Below are 18,422 nucleotides of genomic sequence, written 5' to 3' on the forward strand. Positions count from 1 at the left end.
TTTGTTGTTGGCGGTTTGTGTTTTCAATACTCATCTTATTTTAACAAAATGTTACCTTCATCCGTAGGCAGGGGCGGGGATGCTCATTATAATGCGCGCCAGGCCATACGATCGTATGTGCAACAACAGAACATTTAATTAGAGGTAATCATGGCTATTGAACGTACTTTTTCCATCATCAAACCAAACGCGGTGGCAAAAAACGTTATTGGCAGCATCTTTTCCCGCTTTGAAGCTGCAGGGTTCAAAATCGTCGGCACCAAAATGCTGCACCTGACCGTTGATCAGGCTCGTGGTTTCTATGCTGAGCACGAAGGTCGCCCGTTCTTCGACGGTCTGGTTGAGTTCATGACCTCCGGCCCGATCGTGGTTTCCGTCCTGGAAGGCGAAAACGCGGTTCAGCGTCACCGTGACCTGCTGGGCGCGACCAACCCGGCAAACGCGCTGGCGGGTACCCTGCGCGCTGACTACGCTGACAGCTTCACCGAGAACGGCACCCACGGTTCCGACTCTGTAGAATCCGCTGCTCGCGAAATCGCGTTCTTCTTTGCTGAAGGCGAGGTTTGCCCGCGCACTCGCTAATCCTCGTCGTCTTTTCGACCGTCGCGGCGTTGGCTGCGCGCGTTCACCCCGGTCACATAGTTATCTATGCTCCCGGGGATTAATGAGAGGCTCCTGCCTCTCACCGGAGGCCAGCCTAGGGCTGGTCAAATTCGTTCCCGACGAATTTGTCACTTGCTTGCCGCCTTGCGACAATCGAAAAGCCTTAGAGGATTGAGCAGTCAGTTACAGATTTTTTATCATTGCTTTGTGCAAACGTGGCAATGATGCGCCAGAATTTGTAGAATATAGCGCCCCTGGACGAGCTGTCGCTCTCCGGGGCGTTTCTTTTTCAACCCACCTGGGGCCATAACGTGTAATAACGAGGCCGGAAAACATTATGTCTGAACAAATTGTCACGCCTGATACCGCCGCTCTGACGGTGCCGAACAAAGATGCCAAAATCAACCTGCTGGATTTAAACCGTCAGCAGATGCGCGAGTTTTTCAAAAACATGGGCGAGAAGCCTTTCCGCGCCGATCAGGTGATGAAATGGATGTATCACTACTGCTGCGACGACTTTGATGAGATGACTGACATCAACAAAGTCCTGCGCAGTAAACTGAAAGAAGTGGCGGAGATCCGCGCCCCGGAAGTAGTTGAAGAACAACGCTCAACCGACGGGACCATCAAATGGGCGATTGCCGTTGGCGATCAGCGCGTCGAGACCGTCTATATCCCGGAAGAAGACCGCGCCACCCTGTGCGTCTCCTCCCAGGTAGGCTGCGCGCTGGAGTGTAAATTCTGCTCCACCGCCCAGCAGGGCTTTAACCGTAACCTGCGGGTTTCCGAAATTATCGGCCAGGTCTGGCGCGCGGCGAAAATCGTCGGCGCGGTGAAGACCACCGGCGTACGTCCGATCACCAACGTGGTGATGATGGGCATGGGCGAGCCGCTGCTGAACCTCAACAACGTCGTTCCGGCGATGGAAATCATGCTCGACGATTTCGGCTTTGGCCTCTCCAAACGTCGCGTCACCCTGTCGACTTCCGGCGTGGTGCCGGCGCTGGATAAACTCGGCGATATGATCGACGTCGCGCTGGCGATCTCCCTGCACGCGCCGAACGATACCATTCGTGACGAAATCGTCCCGATCAACAAAAAGTACAACATCGAGACCTTCCTCAACTCGGTGCGCGGCTATATTTCGAAGTCCAACGCCAACCAGGGCCGGGTGACCATCGAGTACGTGATGCTGGATCATGTCAACGACGGCACCGAGCACGCCCACGAACTGGCGGCGTTGCTGAAAGATACGCCGTGTAAGATCAACCTGATCCCATGGAACCCGTTCCCGGGCGCGCCGTATGGCCGCAGCTCCAACAGCCGCATCGACCGTTTCTCCAAAGTCCTGATGGAGTACGGCTTTACGACCATCGTGCGTAAAACGCGCGGCGACGATATCGACGCCGCCTGCGGTCAGCTGGCGGGCGATGTTATCGACCGTACCAAGCGCACGCTGCGTAAGCGGATGCAGGGCGAAGCGATTGACGTAAAAGCGGTCTGACAAATGATGGCCCGTGCAGCGCAGGCGGCACGGGCCATATTTATGACCTATAGCCAGGCGAAATACGCTGATTCGGTTAATAATTACGGTGCGTTTTTGTCGACTTTGAGGCAGTATGTAGCGGCACAACAACCGCTTAGCATTCAATTTTGATTCGTCTCTGTGATCGCGCGGCTGACAGTCCTATACTGTGAGGCTGACGTACCACAGATGTCTCGCGGCGCCGGCTTTTTCCCGCGCTGAACTTTAAATTTCACGTACCAGTAGTTGTAGCGAATGAATACTGAAGCCACTCAAGATCATCAAGAAGCAAACACCACGGGCGCGCGTCTGCGTCACGCCCGCGAACAACTCGGACTTAGCCAGCAAGCGGTGGCAGAACGCTTATGCCTGAAGGTGTCCACGGTTCGTGATATTGAAGACGATAAGGCGCCTGCCGACCTCGCTTCCACCTTCCTGCGCGGTTACATCCGCTCCTATGCTCGCCTCGTACATATTCCAGAAGACGAGCTGCTGCCGATGATGGCCAAGCAAGCGCCCATCCGTGCGGCGAAAGTCGCGCCAATGCAGAGCTTCTCTTTAGGTAAACGTCGCAAAAAACGCGACGGCTGGCTGATGAGCTTCACCTGGCTGGTGCTGTTTGTGGTTATCGGCCTGAGCGGCGCCTGGTGGTGGCAAGACCATAAGGCGCAGCAGGAAGAGATCTCCACCATGGCCGATCAGTCTTCCGCTGAGCTGAACAGCGGCGACACCAGTAGCCAGAGCGTGCCGCTGGATACCAGCGCCCCGGCAGCCCCGACCGCCGATAGCGCTGCGAACAGCGCGCCAACTGATACCGCCAGCGCCCCGACCACCAGCGCACCGGCTCAGACGCCAGCGGACAATAACGCCGTTGTCGCGCCTTCCCAGGCCAATGTCGATACCGCAGGCGCAGCCCCGACGGCGCCGGCTACCCCGGCCACGCCGTTGCCGACCAATCAGGCGAACGTGACGAACCCGGCGGCATCGGCGCAGGATCTGGTGATGAACTTTTCCGCCGACTGCTGGCTGGAAGTGAGCGATGCCACCGGCAAAAAATTGTTCAGCGGCCTGCAGCGTAAAGGCGGAAATCTGAACCTGAGCGGTCAGGCACCGTATAAGCTGAAAATTGGCGCCCCGGCTGCGGTAGAGATCCTGTATCTGGGCAAGCCTGTCGATTTAAGTCGTTTTATCAGAACTAACCAGGTTGCGCGTCTGACCCTTAATGCCGAATCATCACCGGCGCAGTAACAGACGGGTAACGCGGGAGATTTTTCATGCATAACCAGGCTCCGATTCAACGTAGAAAATCTAAACGTATTTACGTTGGTAATGTGCCAATTGGCGATGGGGCTCCCATCGCCGTTCAGTCAATGACCAATACGCGCACCACTGATGTGGCTGCGACCGTAAATCAAATCAAAGCGTTAGAGCGCGTAGGCGCGGATATTGTCCGCGTCTCTGTTCCGACGATGGACGCCGCTGAGGCGTTCAAACTGATCAAACAGCAGGTCAACGTCCCGCTGGTCGCCGATATCCACTTTGACTACCGTATTGCGCTGAAAGTCGCAGAATATGGCGTCGACTGCCTGCGTATCAACCCAGGCAACATCGGCAACGAAGAGCGCATCCGCATGGTCGTAGATTGCGCACGGGATAAAAACATCCCGATCCGCATTGGCGTCAACGCCGGCTCGCTGGAAAAAGATCTGCAGGAAAAATATGGCGAGCCGACGCCGCAGGCGCTGCTCGAATCTGCCATGCGCCACGTTGATCATCTCGATCGCCTTAACTTCGATCAGTTTAAAGTCAGCGTTAAAGCCTCTGACGTCTTCCTGGCGGTAGAGTCTTATCGCCTGCTGGCGAAACAGATCGATCAGCCGCTGCACCTCGGGATCACCGAAGCGGGCGGTGCGCGCAGCGGCGCGGTGAAATCGGCGATCGGTCTTGGGCTGCTGTTGTCCGAAGGGATCGGCGATACGCTGCGCGTCTCGCTGGCGGCGGATCCAGTGGAGGAGATCAAGGTTGGCTTCGATATCCTCAAATCGCTGCGTATCCGTTCCCGCGGTATTAACTTCATCGCCTGCCCGACCTGTTCGCGTCAGGAGTTTGACGTTATCGGTACGGTGAACGCCCTGGAGCAACGTCTGGAAGATATCATCACCCCGATGGATGTTTCGATCATCGGCTGCGTGGTGAACGGCCCGGGCGAAGCGCTGGTTTCCACCCTCGGGGTGACCGGCGGCAACAAGAAAAGTGGCCTGTATGAAGACGGCGTGCGTAAAGATCGCCTGGACAACAACGACATGATCGACCAGCTTGAAGCGCGGATCCGCGCCAAAGCCTCGATGCTCGATGAAGCCCGTCGGATTGACGTTCAACAGCTTGAAGCAAAATAACGTGTTGGGAAGCGATACGCTTCCCGTGTATGATTGAACCTGCGGGCGCGAGGCGCCGGGGTTCATTTTTGTATATATAAAGAGAATAAACGTGGCAAAGAACATTCAAGCCATCCGTGGCATGAACGATTATCTGCCGGGCGAAACCGCTCTCTGGCAGCGCATTGAAGGCTCACTGAAGCAGGTGCTCGGTAGCTACGGTTACAGCGAAATCCGTTTGCCGATTGTAGAGCAGACCCCGTTATTCAAACGCGCGATCGGCGAAGTGACCGACGTGGTTGAAAAAGAGATGTACACCTTTGAGGACCGCAACGGCGACAGCCTGACGCTGCGTCCGGAAGGGACGGCGGGCTGCGTACGAGCCGGCATCGAACATGGTCTGCTGTACAATCAAGAACAGCGCCTGTGGTACGTCGGGCCGATGTTCCGCCACGAGCGTCCGCAGAAAGGCCGTTACCGCCAGTTCCATCAGATCGGCGCCGAAGTTTTCGGCCTGCAGGGGCCGGACATCGATGCGGAGCTGATCATGCTGACCGCGCGCTGGTGGCGTGAGCTGGGCATCTCCGATCACGTCAGCCTTGAGCTGAACTCCATCGGTTCGCTGGAAGCCCGCGCCAACTACCGCGACGCGCTGGTGGCTTATCTCGAGCAGTTTACCGATAAGCTTGATGAAGACAGCAAACGCCGGATGTATACCAACCCGCTGCGGGTGCTGGACTCCAAAAACCCGGACGTGCAGGCGCTGCTGAACGACGCGCCGGCGCTCGGCGATTATCTCGACGAAGAGTCGAAAGCCCACTTTGCCGGCCTGTGCGCGTTGCTTGACGATGCCGGGATCCGCTATACCGTCAACCAGCGCCTGGTGCGCGGTCTCGACTACTATAACCGCACCGTGTTTGAGTGGGTGACCACCAGTCTCGGTTCCCAGGGCACCGTCTGCGCCGGCGGCCGTTACGACGGTCTGGTTGAGCAGCTTGGCGGTCGTGCCACCCCGGGCGTGGGCTTCGCCATGGGTCTGGAACGTCTTGTTTTACTGGTCCAGGCAGTGAATCCGGAATTTAAAGCCGATCCTGTTGTCGATATATACCTGGTAGCCTCCGGAACCGATACTCAGTCCGCCGCCATGCGTCTGGCTGAGCAGGTTCGCGATGCGCTACCCGGCGTGAAACTGATGACCAACCACGGCGGCGGCAACTTTAAGAAGCAGTTCGCCCGCGCTGATAAGTGGGGCGCACGCGTCGCGCTGGTGCTGGGTGAGTCAGAGATCGCTGACGGAAACGTGGTAGTGAAGGATTTACGCTCAGGTGAGCAAACTACCGTAACGCAGGAGAGCGTTGCCGCGCATTTGCGCACACTTCTGGGTTAATCTCCCGGGAATTATTAGTCAGGAGAAGGACTGCGTGGAAACTTTTAACAACGAGAACGATCAGGTCGATGCGCTGAAGCGCTTCTTTGCCGAAAACGGCAAAGCGCTGGCGGTCGGGGTGATTTTAGGGATTGGCGCGCTGGTTGGCTGGCGCTACTGGACCTCCCATCAGCAGGATACCGCCAGAGACGCGTCGCTGGCTTACGAACAGGCGACTTCCGCGCTGAAATCAAATACGCCAGAAGTGCTGTCAGGGGCGGAGAAGTTCGCGGCTGACAATAAAAATACCTACGGCGCCTTCGCTTCTCTCGAGCTGGCACAGCATTTTGTTGAACAGAACGATCTGCCGAACGCCGAAAAGCAGCTTCAGCAGGGGCTGGCTGCCGCGTCTGATGATAATCTGAAATCGGTTATCAGTATGCGTCTTGCCCGCGTTCAACTGCAGATGAAGCAGGCTGATGCGGCGCTGAAAACCCTCGACAGCATTAAAGGTGAAGGCTGGACCGCTATTGTGGCTGATTTGCGCGGCGAAATTCTGTTGAGCAAAGGCGATAAGCAAGGGGCCCGTGCGGCGTGGGAAGCTGGCGTGAAAAGCGATGCTTCTCCTGCGCTCAGCGAAATGATGCGTATGAAAATGAATAATTTGTCCATCTGAGAGGGACTCGATGCAATTGCGTAAATTACTGTTGCCAGGGCTGCTTTCCGTTACCTTGCTGAGCGGGTGTTCGCTGTTTAATAGCGAAGAAGATGTGGTGAAAATGTCACCGCTGCCGACGGTAGAAAACCAGTTTACGCCGTCCACGTCCTGGAGCACCTCGGTTGGCGATGGTATCGGCGAATTTTACTCTAACCTTCATCCGGCCTTCGCCGACGGCGTGGTTTATGCCGCTGACCGTAAAGGCACCGTCAAAGCGCTGAATGCCGACGACGGTAAAGAGGTATGGTCGGTGAATCTTGCGGAGAAAGATGGCTGGTTCTCGCGTACCCCGGCGCTGCTTTCCGGCGGTGTGACCGTCTCGGGCGGCCATGTTTATATCGGCAGTGAAAAAGCGCAGCTGTATGCGCTGAATACCAGCGATGGTACCGTGGCCTGGCAAACCCGCGTCGCCGGCGAAGCGCTGTCGCGCCCGGTGGTGAGCGATGGCATGGTGCTGGTCCACACCAGTAACGGCCAGCTGCAGGCGCTGAATGAGACCGATGGCGCCGTGAAATGGACGGTGAATCTGGATATGCCTGCGCTCTCCCTGCGCGGCGAATCCGCTCCGGCCACCGCCTACGGCGCGGCGATCGTGGGCGGCGACAATGGCCGCGTCAGCGCGGTATTGATGCAGCAGGGGCAGATGATTTGGCAGCAGCGTATTTCCACGGCCACCGGGCCGACGGAAATCGACCGTCTGAGCGATGTCGACACCACGCCGATTATCGTCAACGGCGTTGTCTATGCGCTGGCTTACAACGGTAACCTGACCGCGCTGGATCTGCGTAGCGGCCAGATTATGTGGAAACGCGAGCTGGGTTCGGTGAATGATTTCATCGTCGATGGCAACCGTATCTATCTGGTTGACCAGAATGACCGCCTGCTGGCGCTGACTACCGATGGCGGCGTGACCCTGTGGACACAAAGCGATCTGCTGCACCGTTTGCTGACCGCGCCGGTGTTGTATAATGGCAATCTGGTGGTCGGCGATAGCGAAGGCTATATGCACTGGGTGAACCCGGAAGATGGCCATTTTGTGGCGCAGCAGAAAGTGGACAGCTCCGGCTTCCTGACCGACCCGGTTGTGGCCGATGGTCGACTGCTGATCCAGGCGAAAGACGGTACGCTGTACGCGATTACGCGTTAATTACCGCTGTCGTGAGTGATTAAGAAACGGCCCCTGGCAGACAGGGGCCGTTTTGACTTTTTTAAAAACGTCGTTATGACGATGTTGCTTAGTGATTGTATGAGGCATTTAACATGATACCTGTGGTCGCGCTTGTCGGGCGCCCTAACGTTGGAAAATCCACGCTCTTTAACCGCCTGACGCGCACTCGTGATGCGCTGGTTGCGGATTTCCCGGGGCTGACTCGTGACCGTAAGTACGGTCGGGCCGAAGTCGAAGGCCGCGAATTCATCTGTATCGATACCGGTGGTATTGATGGTACGGAAGAGGGCGTGGAAACCCGGATGGCGGAGCAGTCGCTGCTGGCAATCGAAGAGGCCGATGTGGTGCTGTTTATGGTCGATGCGCGCGCGGGCCTGATGCCGGCGGACATCGCGATCGCTAAACACCTGCGCTCTCGTGAAAAGCCCACCTTCCTGGTGGCTAACAAAACCGACGGCATCGACGTCGACCAGGCGATGGCGGACTTCTGGTCGCTTGGCCTGGGCGATATCTATCCTATTGCCGCTTCGCACGGCCGCGGTGTGACCAGCCTGCTGGAGCAGGCCCTGCTGCCATGGGTAGATGAGGTTAATCCGCAGGAAGAGGTGGATGAAGACGCCGAATACTGGGCAAAATTCGAAGCTGAGCAGAACGGTGTAGCGGAAGAAGAGCCGGAAGACGACTTCAATCCGCAGGATCTGCCGATCAAACTGGCGATTGTCGGACGTCCCAACGTCGGTAAATCGACGCTCACCAACCGCATCCTCGGCGAAGATCGCGTGGTAGTTTACGATATGCCGGGCACTACCCGCGACAGCATTTACATCCCGATGCAGCGTGACGAGCGCGAATACGTGCTCATCGATACCGCCGGGGTGCGCAAGCGCGGCAAAATTACTGACGTGGTGGAGAAATTCTCGGTCATCAAGACCCTGCAGGCGATTGAAGACGCCAACGTCGTGCTGCTGGTGATTGATGCCCGTGAAGGCATCTCCGATCAGGATCTGTCGCTGCTGGGCTTTATCCTCAACAGCGGTCGCTCCCTGGTGATCGTCGTCAACAAATGGGACGGTCTGAGCCAGGAAGTGAAGGAGCAGGTGAAAGAGACCCTCGACTATCGTCTGGGCTTTATCGACTTTGCCCGGGTGCACTTCATCTCCGCCCTGCACGGCAGCGGCGTCGGCAACCTGTTTGAATCGGTACGTGAAGCCTACGATAGCGCTACCCGCCGCGTAAGCACCGCGATGCTGACCCGGATCATGAACATGGCGGCGGAAGATCATCAGCCACCGCTGGTTCGCGGCCGACGCGTGAAGCTGAAATATGCCCACGCCGGGGGCTACAACCCGCCTATCGTGGTGATCCACGGTAACCAGGTGAAGGATCTGCCGGATTCCTACAAGCGCTACCTGATGAACTATTTCCGTAAATCCCTGGACGTGATGGGCACGCCAATCCGTATCCAGTTCAAGGAAGGGGAAAACCCGTTCGCCAATAAGCGCAACACCCTGACGCCGAACCAGATGCGTAAACGTAAGCGCCTGATCAAGCATATCAAGAAAAGCAAATAATCATTAAACCCGCTTCGGCGGGTTTTTTGTGGCCGCCGCGCCGGTAAAAGTCAAAACTTTCCGCCATAATCCCGCGATACTTCGCCGGGAACAGACCGGCTCAAAAGTGGACTTGTTATGCAGATTGGTTTTATCGGCCTTGGCGCGGTGGTGGAAACTGCCTATTTACCGGCGCTGCGCCGCCTGGGATACCGTATTGATAGCTGCCAGGGCTATGATCTGGATAGCAGCAGAGCGCTGCCGGGGATCCAGCGCCGCAATTCGCTGTCGGCGCTACTGGCCGAACCCCTGGATACGCTCTTCATTACCACCTCATCTCTCCAGCACCTGCCCGTGCTGGAGAGGGCGTTAGCCAGCGCCATTCCCCGCATCGTGGTGGAGAAACCGATTGTGGCCAACCTTGAGCAGGCCGCCCGGCTGCGGGCGCTGCTGGCGCCGGCCGGGGAGGCCGGTCGCGTGCTGGCCCTCGACCACTGGATGGCGCGTGGGTTAGCGCTGAACGCTCTTGCTCCGCCGTGGCAGGCGGAAGAGGAGGCCAGCGGCCTGCCGCCGCCGCACCTTTCAGCGCAGGATATCGTCTGGATCGAAGGCTATTTGCTGGAGCCAAGCGGCTTTAACGCTGCCGGAGAACCGGTCGCGCTCAACTTTGCCACCGGCGAGCTGGATACCCGGCAGCTGCGTCATCCCGACGGCGTGATCCTCGATATCGGTACCCATGTCCTGGCGATGCTGCGTGAAACCCTGCTCGGCTGCAGAGGCGATGTGACGCTGGACCTCGCCGTCCGGGTGGTGAAAGACCGTCTCGGCCGGGACATTGCTCATGGGGATATGGTCACCGCCGAGGGAGAGGCGCATCTGCAGGGACGCCTGGGCGATATCCCGCTGAATATCTGGCTTAACAAATATGCTGGTCCCGCGGGCGGGCAAAAGGGAATGCGGATAGGGCTGCGGGATGGGCGAATGCTCGCCCTCGATCGCGCCCCTGATGGCGAGGTGGCGACGCTACAGGACGGTGAGCGGATCCAGCGCTGGACCCGGCCCGGAGCGATCTATTCGCACTGTCTCGATGAGCAGATCCTTGGCGCGGAGAATGTGTTTACCCGGGCGCCCGAAAGCGTGGCCGGGCTGACGCGGCGTCGGCTTGAGGAAGTGGAGTGGCTGCTCAGGTTGCAGCAGCAATTACGCGGCCCTCATTAAACCCGGAACATGGTAAAATAGATGCAGATAAACGTTGAAAGGAATGGTTATGGAACTTGATTGCCCTCTGTGCCACGCGCCGTTAGATGTCAAAGGCAGCAGCGCGCATTGCGCTCAGTGCGAAAGGGTATTTGCCCTTGAGGCGCGCTGCCCGGAATGCCACCAGCCGCTGGAGGTGCTGAAAGCGTGCGGCGCGGTGGATTACTTTTGCCAGCACGGGCACGGCCTGATCTCAAAAAAACGGGTGGAATTTATTCCGCTGGTTTAGGCGGCGATGGCTTTCTGGCCCGCGTTTTTTTCACCGGCGCAATCTGCCTCACTTCGCTTTCGACCCAGCCGTCTTTCAGGCGGGTGGTGAGCAGATCGCCGGTTTTGACCTGTTTTGTCTGCTTTAGTACCGTGCCGTCGCTCACCGAAGTGACGCTATAGCCGCGCGCGAGGGTGGCTAAGGGACTCACCGCCTCCAGATGGGTCACCGCGTGACCAAACCGTTCACGCCGCTCGCTGAGCCGGCCACGCATCGTTTCCGCCAGCCGGTATTCCAGCTGCTGGAGGCGCGATTGCGCCCGGTGGATGCGCGGCTGCGGGTTGTAGTGATTCAGGCGCTGAACAGTACGCTTTTGCCGCTGATCGGCGCGTTTCAACTGCGATTCCACGGCGATGCGCATCCGCTGGCGCAGGCGTTCCAGAGCGGTCTGCTGGCGGGCCAGCCGCAGCTGCGGGTGCTGCTGCTGCAGACGATGGAACAACTGGGTAAAACGGCGCTGGCGACTGGCGAGGAAATAGTCCATCGCCATCTCCAGCCGCTGCTGCCCGGCCTGCAGCTGGCGCAGCAGCTCCTGCTGATTGCGGCTGACGATCTCTGCGGCGGCAGAAGGGGTCGGCGCGCGCAGGTCGGCAACAAAATCAGCGATAGTGACGTCGGTTTCATGGCCAACGGCGCTGACGATAGGGATCTGGCTGGCGAAGATAGCTCGCGCCACCCGCTCATCGTTAAAACTCCACAGATCCTCCAGCGAACCGCCGCCGCGTCCGACAATCAGCACGTCACACTCCCGGCGCGCGTTCGCCAGCGCGATGGCGCGCACAATCTGCCCGGGAGCATCGTCACCCTGAACCGCGGTCGGGTAGACGATCACCGGCAGCCCGGGGTCGCGGCGCCTGAGGACATGAAGAATATCGTGCAACGCGGCACCGGTTTTCGAGGTGATGACCCCGACGCAGCGGGCGGGGGAGGGGAGCGCCTGCTTATGTTTTTGATCGAACAGCCCTTCCGCGGTTAACTGCGTTTTCAGCTGCTCATACTTCTGCTGCAGCAACCCTTCGCCGGCGGGCTGCATGCTTTCAACGATAATCTGGTAGTCGCCGCGCGGCTCATACAGGGTGATGTTGGCGCGAACCAGCACCTGCTGCCCGTGCTGCGGGCGGAACGTGACCCGGCGGTTGCTGTTGCGGAACATCGCGCAGCGCACCTGGGCGTTATCGTCTTTTAAGGTGAAGTACCAGTGGCCGGAAGAAGGCTGGCTGAAGTTAGAGATCTCGCCGCTGATCCAAACCTGGCCCATTTCGCGCTCAAGCAGCAGACGCACCGTCTGATTGAGGCGGCTTACGGTAAAAATTGCGGGGGATTGAGAGGGTAACATGTGAGCAAGATCAAACTTTAAATCAGCAGGTTATTCAGTCGATAGTAACGCGCTCAGAGGGGATGGCAAGTATTATTTGCAAAAAAGGGTAGATGCAATCGGTTACGCTCTGTATAATGCCACGGCAATATTTATCCACCCTGGTCGAGATATTGCCCATGCTACGTATCGCTAAAGAAGCCCTGACGTTTGACGACGTCCTCCTCGTTCCCGCTCATTCTACCGTTCTGCCGAATACAGCCGATCTCAGCACTCAGCTGACGAAAACCATTCGTCTGAATATTCCTATGCTCTCCGCAGCCATGGATACCGTAACGGAAGCGCGTCTGGCTATTGCCCTGGCACAGGAAGGCGGCATCGGCTTTATTCACAAAAACATGTCCATCGAGCGCCAGGCGGAAGAAGTTCGCCGCGTGAAGAAACATGAGTCCGGCGTGGTCACCGACCCGCAGACCGTTCTGCCGACCACCACCCTGCGTGAAGTGAAAGAGCTGACCGAGCGTAACGGCTTCGCCGGCTACCCGGTGGTTACCGAAGAGAACGAGCTGGTCGGCATCATCACCGGCCGCGACGTGCGTTTCGTTACCGATCTGAACCAGCCGGTCAGCGTCTATATGACCCCGAAAGAGCGCCTGGTCACCGTGCGTGAAGGCGAAAGCCGTGAAGTGGTCTTCGCTAAGATGCACGAAAAACGCGTTGAGAAAGCGCTGGTTGTGGATGAGAGCTTCCACCTGCGCGGGATGATCACCGTAAAAGACTTCCAGAAAGCGGAACGTAAACCGAACGCCTGTAAAGATGAGCAGGGCCGTCTGCGCGTTGGCGCTGCGGTTGGCGCCGGCGCGGGCAACGAAGAGCGCGTTGACGCGCTGGTGGCAGCGGGCGTTGACGTCCTGCTGATTGACTCCTCTCACGGCCACTCCGAAGGCGTTCTGCAACGTATTCGTGAAACACGTGCGAAATACCCAGACCTGCAGATCATCGGCGGCAACGTCGCCACTGGCGCAGGCGCGCGCGCGCTGGCGGAAGCCGGCTGCAGTGCGGTGAAAGTAGGCATCGGCCCGGGCTCCATCTGTACTACCCGTATCGTGACCGGCGTAGGCGTGCCGCAGATCACCGCCGTTTCCGACGCGGTGGAAGCGCTGGAAGGCACCGGAATTCCGGTTATCGCCGACGGCGGTATCCGTTTCTCCGGCGACATCGCCAAAGCGATCGCGGCCGGTGCGGCGGCAGTGATGGTCGGCTCCATGCTGGCCGGTACCGAAGAATCCCCGGGCGAAATCGAACTCTATCAGGGGCGCTCTTACAAATCCTATCGCGGGATGGGTTCCCTCGGCGCGATGTCGAAAGGCTCCTCTGACCGCTACTTCCAGAGCGATAACGCCGCTGACAAACTGGTGCCGGAAGGTATCGAAGGCCGCGTGGCCTATAAAGGCCGCCTGAAAGAGATCATTCACCAGCAGATGGGCGGCCTGCGCTCCTGTATGGGTCTGACCGGCTGTGGTACCATTGACCTGCTGCGTACCAAAGCTGAATTCGTACGCATCAGCGGTGCGGGCATCCAGGAAAGCCACGTTCACGACGTGACCATCACCAAAGAGTCCCCGAACTACCGCCTGGGCTCCTGATTTCTTCGCCCGACCTTGCGTCGGGCGATTTATTTACTCTGTTTCACTTGCCTCGGAATTAGCGTCAATGACGGAAAACATTCATAAACATCGCATTCTCATTCTCGACTTCGGGTCACAGTATACTCAGCTGGTGGCGCGTCGCGTGCGTGAACTGGGCGTCTACTGTGAGCTGTGGGCATGGGATGTCACGGAAGCACAGATCCGCGAATTTAATCCAAGCGGCATCATTCTTTCCGGCGGCCCGGAAAGCACCACCGAAGAGAACAGCCCGCGCGCGCCGCAGTATGTGTTCGAAGCCGGCGTGCCGGTATTTGGCGTCTGCTACGGTATGCAGACCATGGCGATGCAGTTGGGCGGCCATGTAGAAGGCTCTAACGAGCGTGAGTTTGGCTACGCGCAGGTTGAAGTGGTTAACGACAGCGCGCTGGTGCGCGGTATCGAAGACTCCCTGACCGCGGACGGCAAACCGTTGCTGGACGTGTGGATGAGCCACGGCGACAAAGTCACCGCCATCCCGTCTGACTTCGTCACCGTCGCCAGCACCGACAACTGCCCGTTCGCCATTATGGCCAACGAAGAAAAACGCTTCTATGGCGTGCAGTTCCACCCGGAAGTGACCCACACCCGTCAGGGTATGCGTATGCTGGAGCGCTTCGTGCGCGACATCTGCCAGTGCGAAGCGCTGTGGACCCCGGCGAAAATCATCGACGACGCCGTTGAGCGTATTCGCCAGCAGGTTGGCGATGACAAAGTAATCCTCGGCCTCTCCGGCGGCGTGGACTCTTCGGTGACCGCGATGCTGCTGCACCGCGCCATCGGCAAAAACCTGACCTGCGTATTCGTGGATAACGGTCTCCTGCGTCTGAACGAAGCCCAGCAGGTGATGGAGATGTTTGGCGACCACTTTGGCCTGAACATCGTTCACGTGGAAGGCGAGCAGCGCTTCCTCGACGCGCTGGCAGGTGAAAGCGATCCGGAAGCGAAACGTAAGATCATCGGCCGCGTCTTCGTGGAAGTGTTCGACGAAGAAGCGCTGAAGCTGGACGACGTCAAATGGCTGGCGCAGGGCACCATCTATCCTGACGTTATCGAATCTGCCGCTTCCGCCACCGGTAAAGCGCACGTCATCAAGTCTCACCACAACGTGGGCGGCCTGCCGAAAGAGATGAAGATGGGGCTGGTTGAGCCGCTGCGTGAGCTGTTCAAAGACGAAGTGCGCAAGATCGGTCTGGAGCTGGGTCTGCCGTACGATATGCTCTACCGTCATCCGTTCCCGGGCCCGGGCCTCGGCGTGCGCGTGCTGGGCGAAGTGAAGAAAGAGTACTGCGACCTGCTGCGTCGCGCGGACGCTATCTTCATCGAAGAGCTGCACAAAGCTGACCTGTACAACAAAGTGAGCCAGGCGTTCACTGTATTCCTGCCGGTTCGCTCCGTCGGCGTGATGGGCGATGGCCGTAAATACGACTGGGTGGTTTCCCTGCGTGCGGTGGAAACCATCGACTTCATGACCGCGCACTGGGCGCACCTGCCGTATGATTTCCTCGGCCGCGTCTCTAACCGCATTATCAATGAAGTGAACGGTATCTCCCGCGTGGTGTATGACATCAGCGGTAAGCCGCCAGCAACGATCGAGTGGGAATAATCCCCGGCGTTAGTTGAATAAAACGAAACCCTCTGTTGTTACAGAGGGTTTTTTAATTTATGCCCAGCCTCAATCCCGTCATCCCTCACCGCTATCCATCACTGGGTGGTTTCCTGTGTCCCCGGTGAATGTACCCGGTTATGGTTCCGGCAGATGTTCAGCCGGCCCACGTTTTGCCCCCGGGCAGAGGGCTGGACGCTTGTCCGGCTCTGTTTTACCCACCGATCGCGCCATCGCCAGCGCCAGTCCGGCAACGATCAGCGTTAACCCGGTGGAAATCCACATTCCACCCACGATACCCAGCCGATGGTTCAGCCATGCATAGGTAAAGGGGGCGGCCGCCGCCATCAGTTGCCCGGGGATCAGCAGGAGACCCGTGCGGCTGGCGTAGCTTTCTGCGCTAAACAGCGCCAGCGGCAGCGTCGCTTTCACAATCGTCACCAGCCCATTTATCGCGCCATAGCCGAGCACAAACCCGGCTGCGCACCCGGCATACGCCGTGCTGCTGACACCAAGGAGAAAACAGAGCGGCATGGCGAGCGCGGTAAAACGCGTCAGCGCGAGCGGGGTGATGCGTCGACCGGCCAGCACTTCCCCCAGCCGGGCGCCGGTCTGGCCAAATCCCCACAGCATTCCGATGGCAACCGGCAGGCCAAAGTGGCTGATAAACTCCGGCAGATGGGTGGAGGTGCCGGTGGAGATGAAGGTGATCAGCGCAATAAAGAGCGCATAACGTATGCCGTTACGCCGATTGCCATCCGCTGTTGGGGCTTTCGCTTTCGTCGATGAGCCGAGCCGCTGACGAGGCAGCTGATAACTCAGCCATGCGCTCAGCAGGCCAAACAGCGCATAGACCCGCAGGGCATCCTGCCAGGACATCACGGTGAGTAAAGCCTCCCCCAGCGGCCAGAAGAGGGCAGAGGCCAGACCGCCGGCGAGGGTGATTTGAGAGATGGTTTTCCGCGCCTGTTGGCCGTAAAGGTTCACTACCGCGGCGAACAGGGCATCATACAACGACAGCCGCATGCCGACGCCGGTCAGCAGCCAGGCGCCGTACCAGCCGACCAGCGAAGGGCTCCAGGCCATCATCGCGCAACTGGCGGCTATCAGTAAGGTTCCGCTGGTGACCACCAGTCGTCCGCCAAAGCGAGCCAGCAGACTGGCGACCAGCGGGGAGACCGCCGCCATGATCAGCATCGCAAGCGTCAGGCCAAGATAGATCTGCGGCGAGCTCCATCCCTTGTCGGCGGCGATAGCTCCGGCAAAGGTGCCGGGCATATAAAAAGAGATACCCCAGTTGATCAGTTGCTGAGCGCCCGCGGTGAAGGCTAGGCGTCGGGGAATAGCCGGTGTTCCCATGGTTTTTCATTCCGTTAAGAGAGTTGTCCTGAGCATACCCGGCAGGCTATTGTTCTGGCAGAGCGGCCACCTTATGCGCGGTATAAGAGAAACTTTGCATGACAACACTGAACCTGGGAAACCTGGCGACCTTCCGGCTGGTCGTACAGCGCGGCAGCTTCTCAGCCGCCGCCGACGCGCTGGGGATCTCCCAGCCTGCCGTCAGCCTGCAGGTGCGTCAGCTGGAGCAATTTTTACAGACCCGACTGCTGGAGCGCACCGGGCGCGGGATCAAGGCGACGGCGGCGGGAATGGCGCTGCTGGCCCACAGCGAGCAGATCGATCGGGCGGTGAATAGCGCGGTGCAGTCGGTCAGTGCATTTAGTCAGGAAGTTAATGGCTCACTGACTCTGGGGACCGGCGCGACGGCCTGCATTCATCTTCTTCCGCCGCTGCTGCAGCATCTTCGTCAGCAGCACCCACTGCTGACGGTGGGGGTGACCACCGGCAACACGCTGGATGTCGTCCGGGCGGTGGAGGAAAACCGGCTCGATCTTGGGCTGGTCACGCTGCCCGTTCAGGGACGCAGTCTGGCGGTGACCGCCGTGGTGGACGAGGAGTTCGTGGTCATCCATCCCAGCCACGAGGCGGGGATCCCGGCGGTGTGTACCCCTGAGGAGCTGCAGGCGCTGCCGCTCATTGCCTTCGAGGCGGGCAGCGGCACGCGGGATCTGATTGACCGCTGGTTCCGTTCGGCGGGCCTGGCGGTCACGCCGGTGATGCAGCTGGGGAGCATCGAGGCGATCAAACGCATGGTGCGGGCCGGGCTGGGCTACAGTATTGTGCCCCGCATGGCGGTAGAGCAGGCGGAGGATCGCTATGGCTTAACGGTACATTCTCTGGCCCCGTCGCTGTACCGTCAGCTGGCGGTTGTCATGCGTCAGGATAAAGTGATTACCAAAGGAATGGCGGAAATGCTGCGTCTGCTGCAGGCCGTGCGCTTATAAATCGTCAGCGGCAAAACATGCCTCGTCAGGGATAGTGCCTCGGAAACGGGCGTCTCTACCTGCGGATAGTGGCGTATCCGGCATCAGGATCAACGGGTTACTCGCGGGCGGAGGGCTCGACGGTGAGCGTTGACTCCTGCGACGCTTTTTTATCCTGGTGATGATACCAGGCGCCGATGGAGGAGTAGACAAAGCGTCCAAAGAAGAAGAGAAAGCTGATAAGCAGTACGATACGGGTCATGCGACGGTTAAATCGATGTCGTTTACGCATACTGGGTGCCTGACTCACAAAAGGTTCCTTGAAGTATACCCGAAGATGGGCGATGGGGGTATTAAGGCACAGGAACGAGGTGGGGTCAATTGATGCAGATGTAAAAGTGCGGCAGTGAAAACATTAATTAATGTTATATAAGATAATCCTCGTATTTACATGCTCTCTTTATTAGCCACGAAAAGCTGAAAAAATAAGTTTTATTAATGTTGGTGTCAGCATTTGTTGATTTACATCAACAGCCTCATTCTCTTCACCACTAAAATCAGCGGACGTTACCGTATCGTTATTACTTATGCGGTCAGCATGGGGTGGTTGGATGCCTGCCTGAATATGCCTCGCAGGAGCAGAGGCTCTCTGTAGAGCACCT

The 18,422-nt window shown here is 58.4% G+C and carries 15 protein-coding genes and 1 pseudogene; 13 read left to right on the top strand and 3 right to left on the bottom strand.

Translation table 11 applies throughout. The annotated features are described in order from the left end of the window. Nucleotides 1–150 precede the first annotated feature (150 nt). The 10 genes from ndk (at nt 151) to KHQ24_RS18880 (ending at nt 10,791) form a co-directional block, all read left to right on the top strand. Nucleotides 151–582, top strand: coding sequence for a nucleoside-diphosphate kinase (gene ndk / locus KHQ24_RS18835; protein WP_064187551.1), 432 nt, complete (start codon nt 151–153; stop codon nt 580–582). A 358-nt stretch (nt 583–940) separates the two neighbouring features. Next, entirely contained in the window at nt 941–2,107 is a 1,167-nt protein-coding gene (locus tag KHQ24_RS18840; RefSeq protein ID WP_002913894.1) for a bifunctional tRNA (adenosine(37)-C2)-methyltransferase TrmG/ribosomal RNA large subunit methyltransferase RlmN, read from the top strand. Between the two features lie 276 nt (nt 2,108–2,383). Next, the gene (rodZ, locus tag KHQ24_RS18845) at nt 2,384–3,376 is read left to right on the top strand and encodes a cytoskeleton protein RodZ (protein WP_017900435.1); all 993 of its coding nucleotides are present in this window, start codon (nt 2,384–2,386) and stop codon (nt 3,374–3,376) included. A 26-nt stretch (nt 3,377–3,402) separates the two neighbouring features. Further along, a complete protein-coding gene (ispG, locus tag KHQ24_RS18850) occupies nt 3,403–4,524 on the top strand; it encodes a flavodoxin-dependent (E)-4-hydroxy-3-methylbut-2-enyl-diphosphate synthase (protein WP_004201890.1) in 1,122 nt (373 codons plus the stop codon). 91 nt (nt 4,525–4,615) lie between these two features. After that, nucleotides 4,616–5,890, top strand: coding sequence for a histidine--tRNA ligase (gene hisS / locus KHQ24_RS18855; RefSeq protein WP_004201891.1), 1,275 nt, complete (start codon nt 4,616–4,618; stop codon nt 5,888–5,890). A 34-nt stretch (nt 5,891–5,924) separates the two neighbouring features. Beyond that, nucleotides 5,925–6,545 carry a YfgM family protein gene (locus KHQ24_RS18860; protein WP_004201892.1) on the top strand — a complete coding sequence of 207 codons (621 nt, stop codon included), beginning with the start codon at nt 5,925–5,927 and terminating at the stop codon, nt 6,543–6,545. A 10-nt stretch (nt 6,546–6,555) separates the two neighbouring features. After that, a complete protein-coding gene (gene bamB, locus KHQ24_RS18865) occupies nt 6,556–7,734 on the top strand; it encodes an outer membrane protein assembly factor BamB (protein WP_004201895.1) in 1,179 nt (392 codons plus the stop codon). A 113-nt stretch (nt 7,735–7,847) separates the two neighbouring features. Continuing rightward, nucleotides 7,848–9,326 carry a ribosome biogenesis GTPase Der gene (gene der, locus KHQ24_RS18870; protein WP_004201897.1) on the top strand — a complete coding sequence of 493 codons (1,479 nt, stop codon included), beginning with the start codon at nt 7,848–7,850 and terminating at the stop codon, nt 9,324–9,326. 117 nt (nt 9,327–9,443) lie between these two features. Continuing rightward, nucleotides 9,444–10,523, top strand: coding sequence for a Gfo/Idh/MocA family oxidoreductase (locus tag KHQ24_RS18875; protein ID WP_048295283.1), 1,080 nt, complete (start codon nt 9,444–9,446; stop codon nt 10,521–10,523). A 49-nt stretch (nt 10,524–10,572) separates the two neighbouring features. Continuing rightward, nucleotides 10,573–10,791 (top strand): zinc ribbon domain-containing protein, encoded by a 219-nt coding sequence (locus KHQ24_RS18880; protein WP_004201901.1) that lies wholly within the window; start codon nt 10,573–10,575, stop codon nt 10,789–10,791. On the opposite strand, the gene xseA is transcribed toward KHQ24_RS18880, so the two are convergent. After that, nucleotides 10,775–12,166 carry an exodeoxyribonuclease VII large subunit gene (gene xseA / locus KHQ24_RS18885; RefSeq protein ID WP_017900437.1) on the bottom strand — a complete coding sequence of 464 codons (1,392 nt, stop codon included), beginning with the start codon at nt 12,164–12,166 and terminating at the stop codon, nt 10,775–10,777. The two genes, KHQ24_RS18880 and xseA, sit on opposite strands and share 17 nt — an antisense overlap. A 158-nt stretch (nt 12,167–12,324) precedes the next feature. Between xseA and guaB the strand changes: the two genes are divergently transcribed. Continuing rightward, complete coding sequence (gene guaB / locus KHQ24_RS18890) at nt 12,325–13,791, top strand: IMP dehydrogenase (RefSeq protein ID WP_004151980.1); 1,467 nt, start codon at nt 12,325–12,327, stop codon at nt 13,789–13,791. 67 nt (nt 13,792–13,858) lie between these two features. Next, a complete protein-coding gene (gene guaA / locus KHQ24_RS18895; RefSeq protein WP_004201905.1) occupies nt 13,859–15,436 on the top strand; it encodes a glutamine-hydrolyzing GMP synthase in 1,578 nt (525 codons plus the stop codon). A gap of 138 nt (nt 15,437–15,574) precedes the next feature. Here the strand turns inward: guaA and KHQ24_RS18900 are convergent, their stop codons facing one another. After that, nucleotides 15,575–16,795 carry an MFS transporter gene (locus tag KHQ24_RS18900; RefSeq protein ID WP_049003905.1) on the bottom strand — a complete coding sequence of 407 codons (1,221 nt, stop codon included), beginning with the start codon at nt 16,793–16,795 and terminating at the stop codon, nt 15,575–15,577. A gap of 73 nt (nt 16,796–16,868) precedes the next feature. Between KHQ24_RS18900 and KHQ24_RS18905 the strand changes: the two are divergent. Next, nucleotides 16,869–17,781: pseudogene (locus tag KHQ24_RS18905) on the top strand (LysR family transcriptional regulator). Between the two features lie 97 nt (nt 17,782–17,878). On the opposite strand, the gene KHQ24_RS18910 reads toward KHQ24_RS18905, so the two are convergent. Further along, a complete protein-coding gene (locus KHQ24_RS18910; protein ID WP_017900441.1) occupies nt 17,879–18,052 on the bottom strand; it encodes a YfgG family protein in 174 nt (57 codons plus the stop codon). Nucleotides 18,053–18,422: the final 370 nt, after the last annotated feature.

This window comes from Klebsiella sp. 54 (assembly GCF_018223875.1).
Classification (GTDB): Bacteria; Pseudomonadota; Gammaproteobacteria; order Enterobacterales; family Enterobacteriaceae; genus Klebsiella; species Klebsiella quasipneumoniae.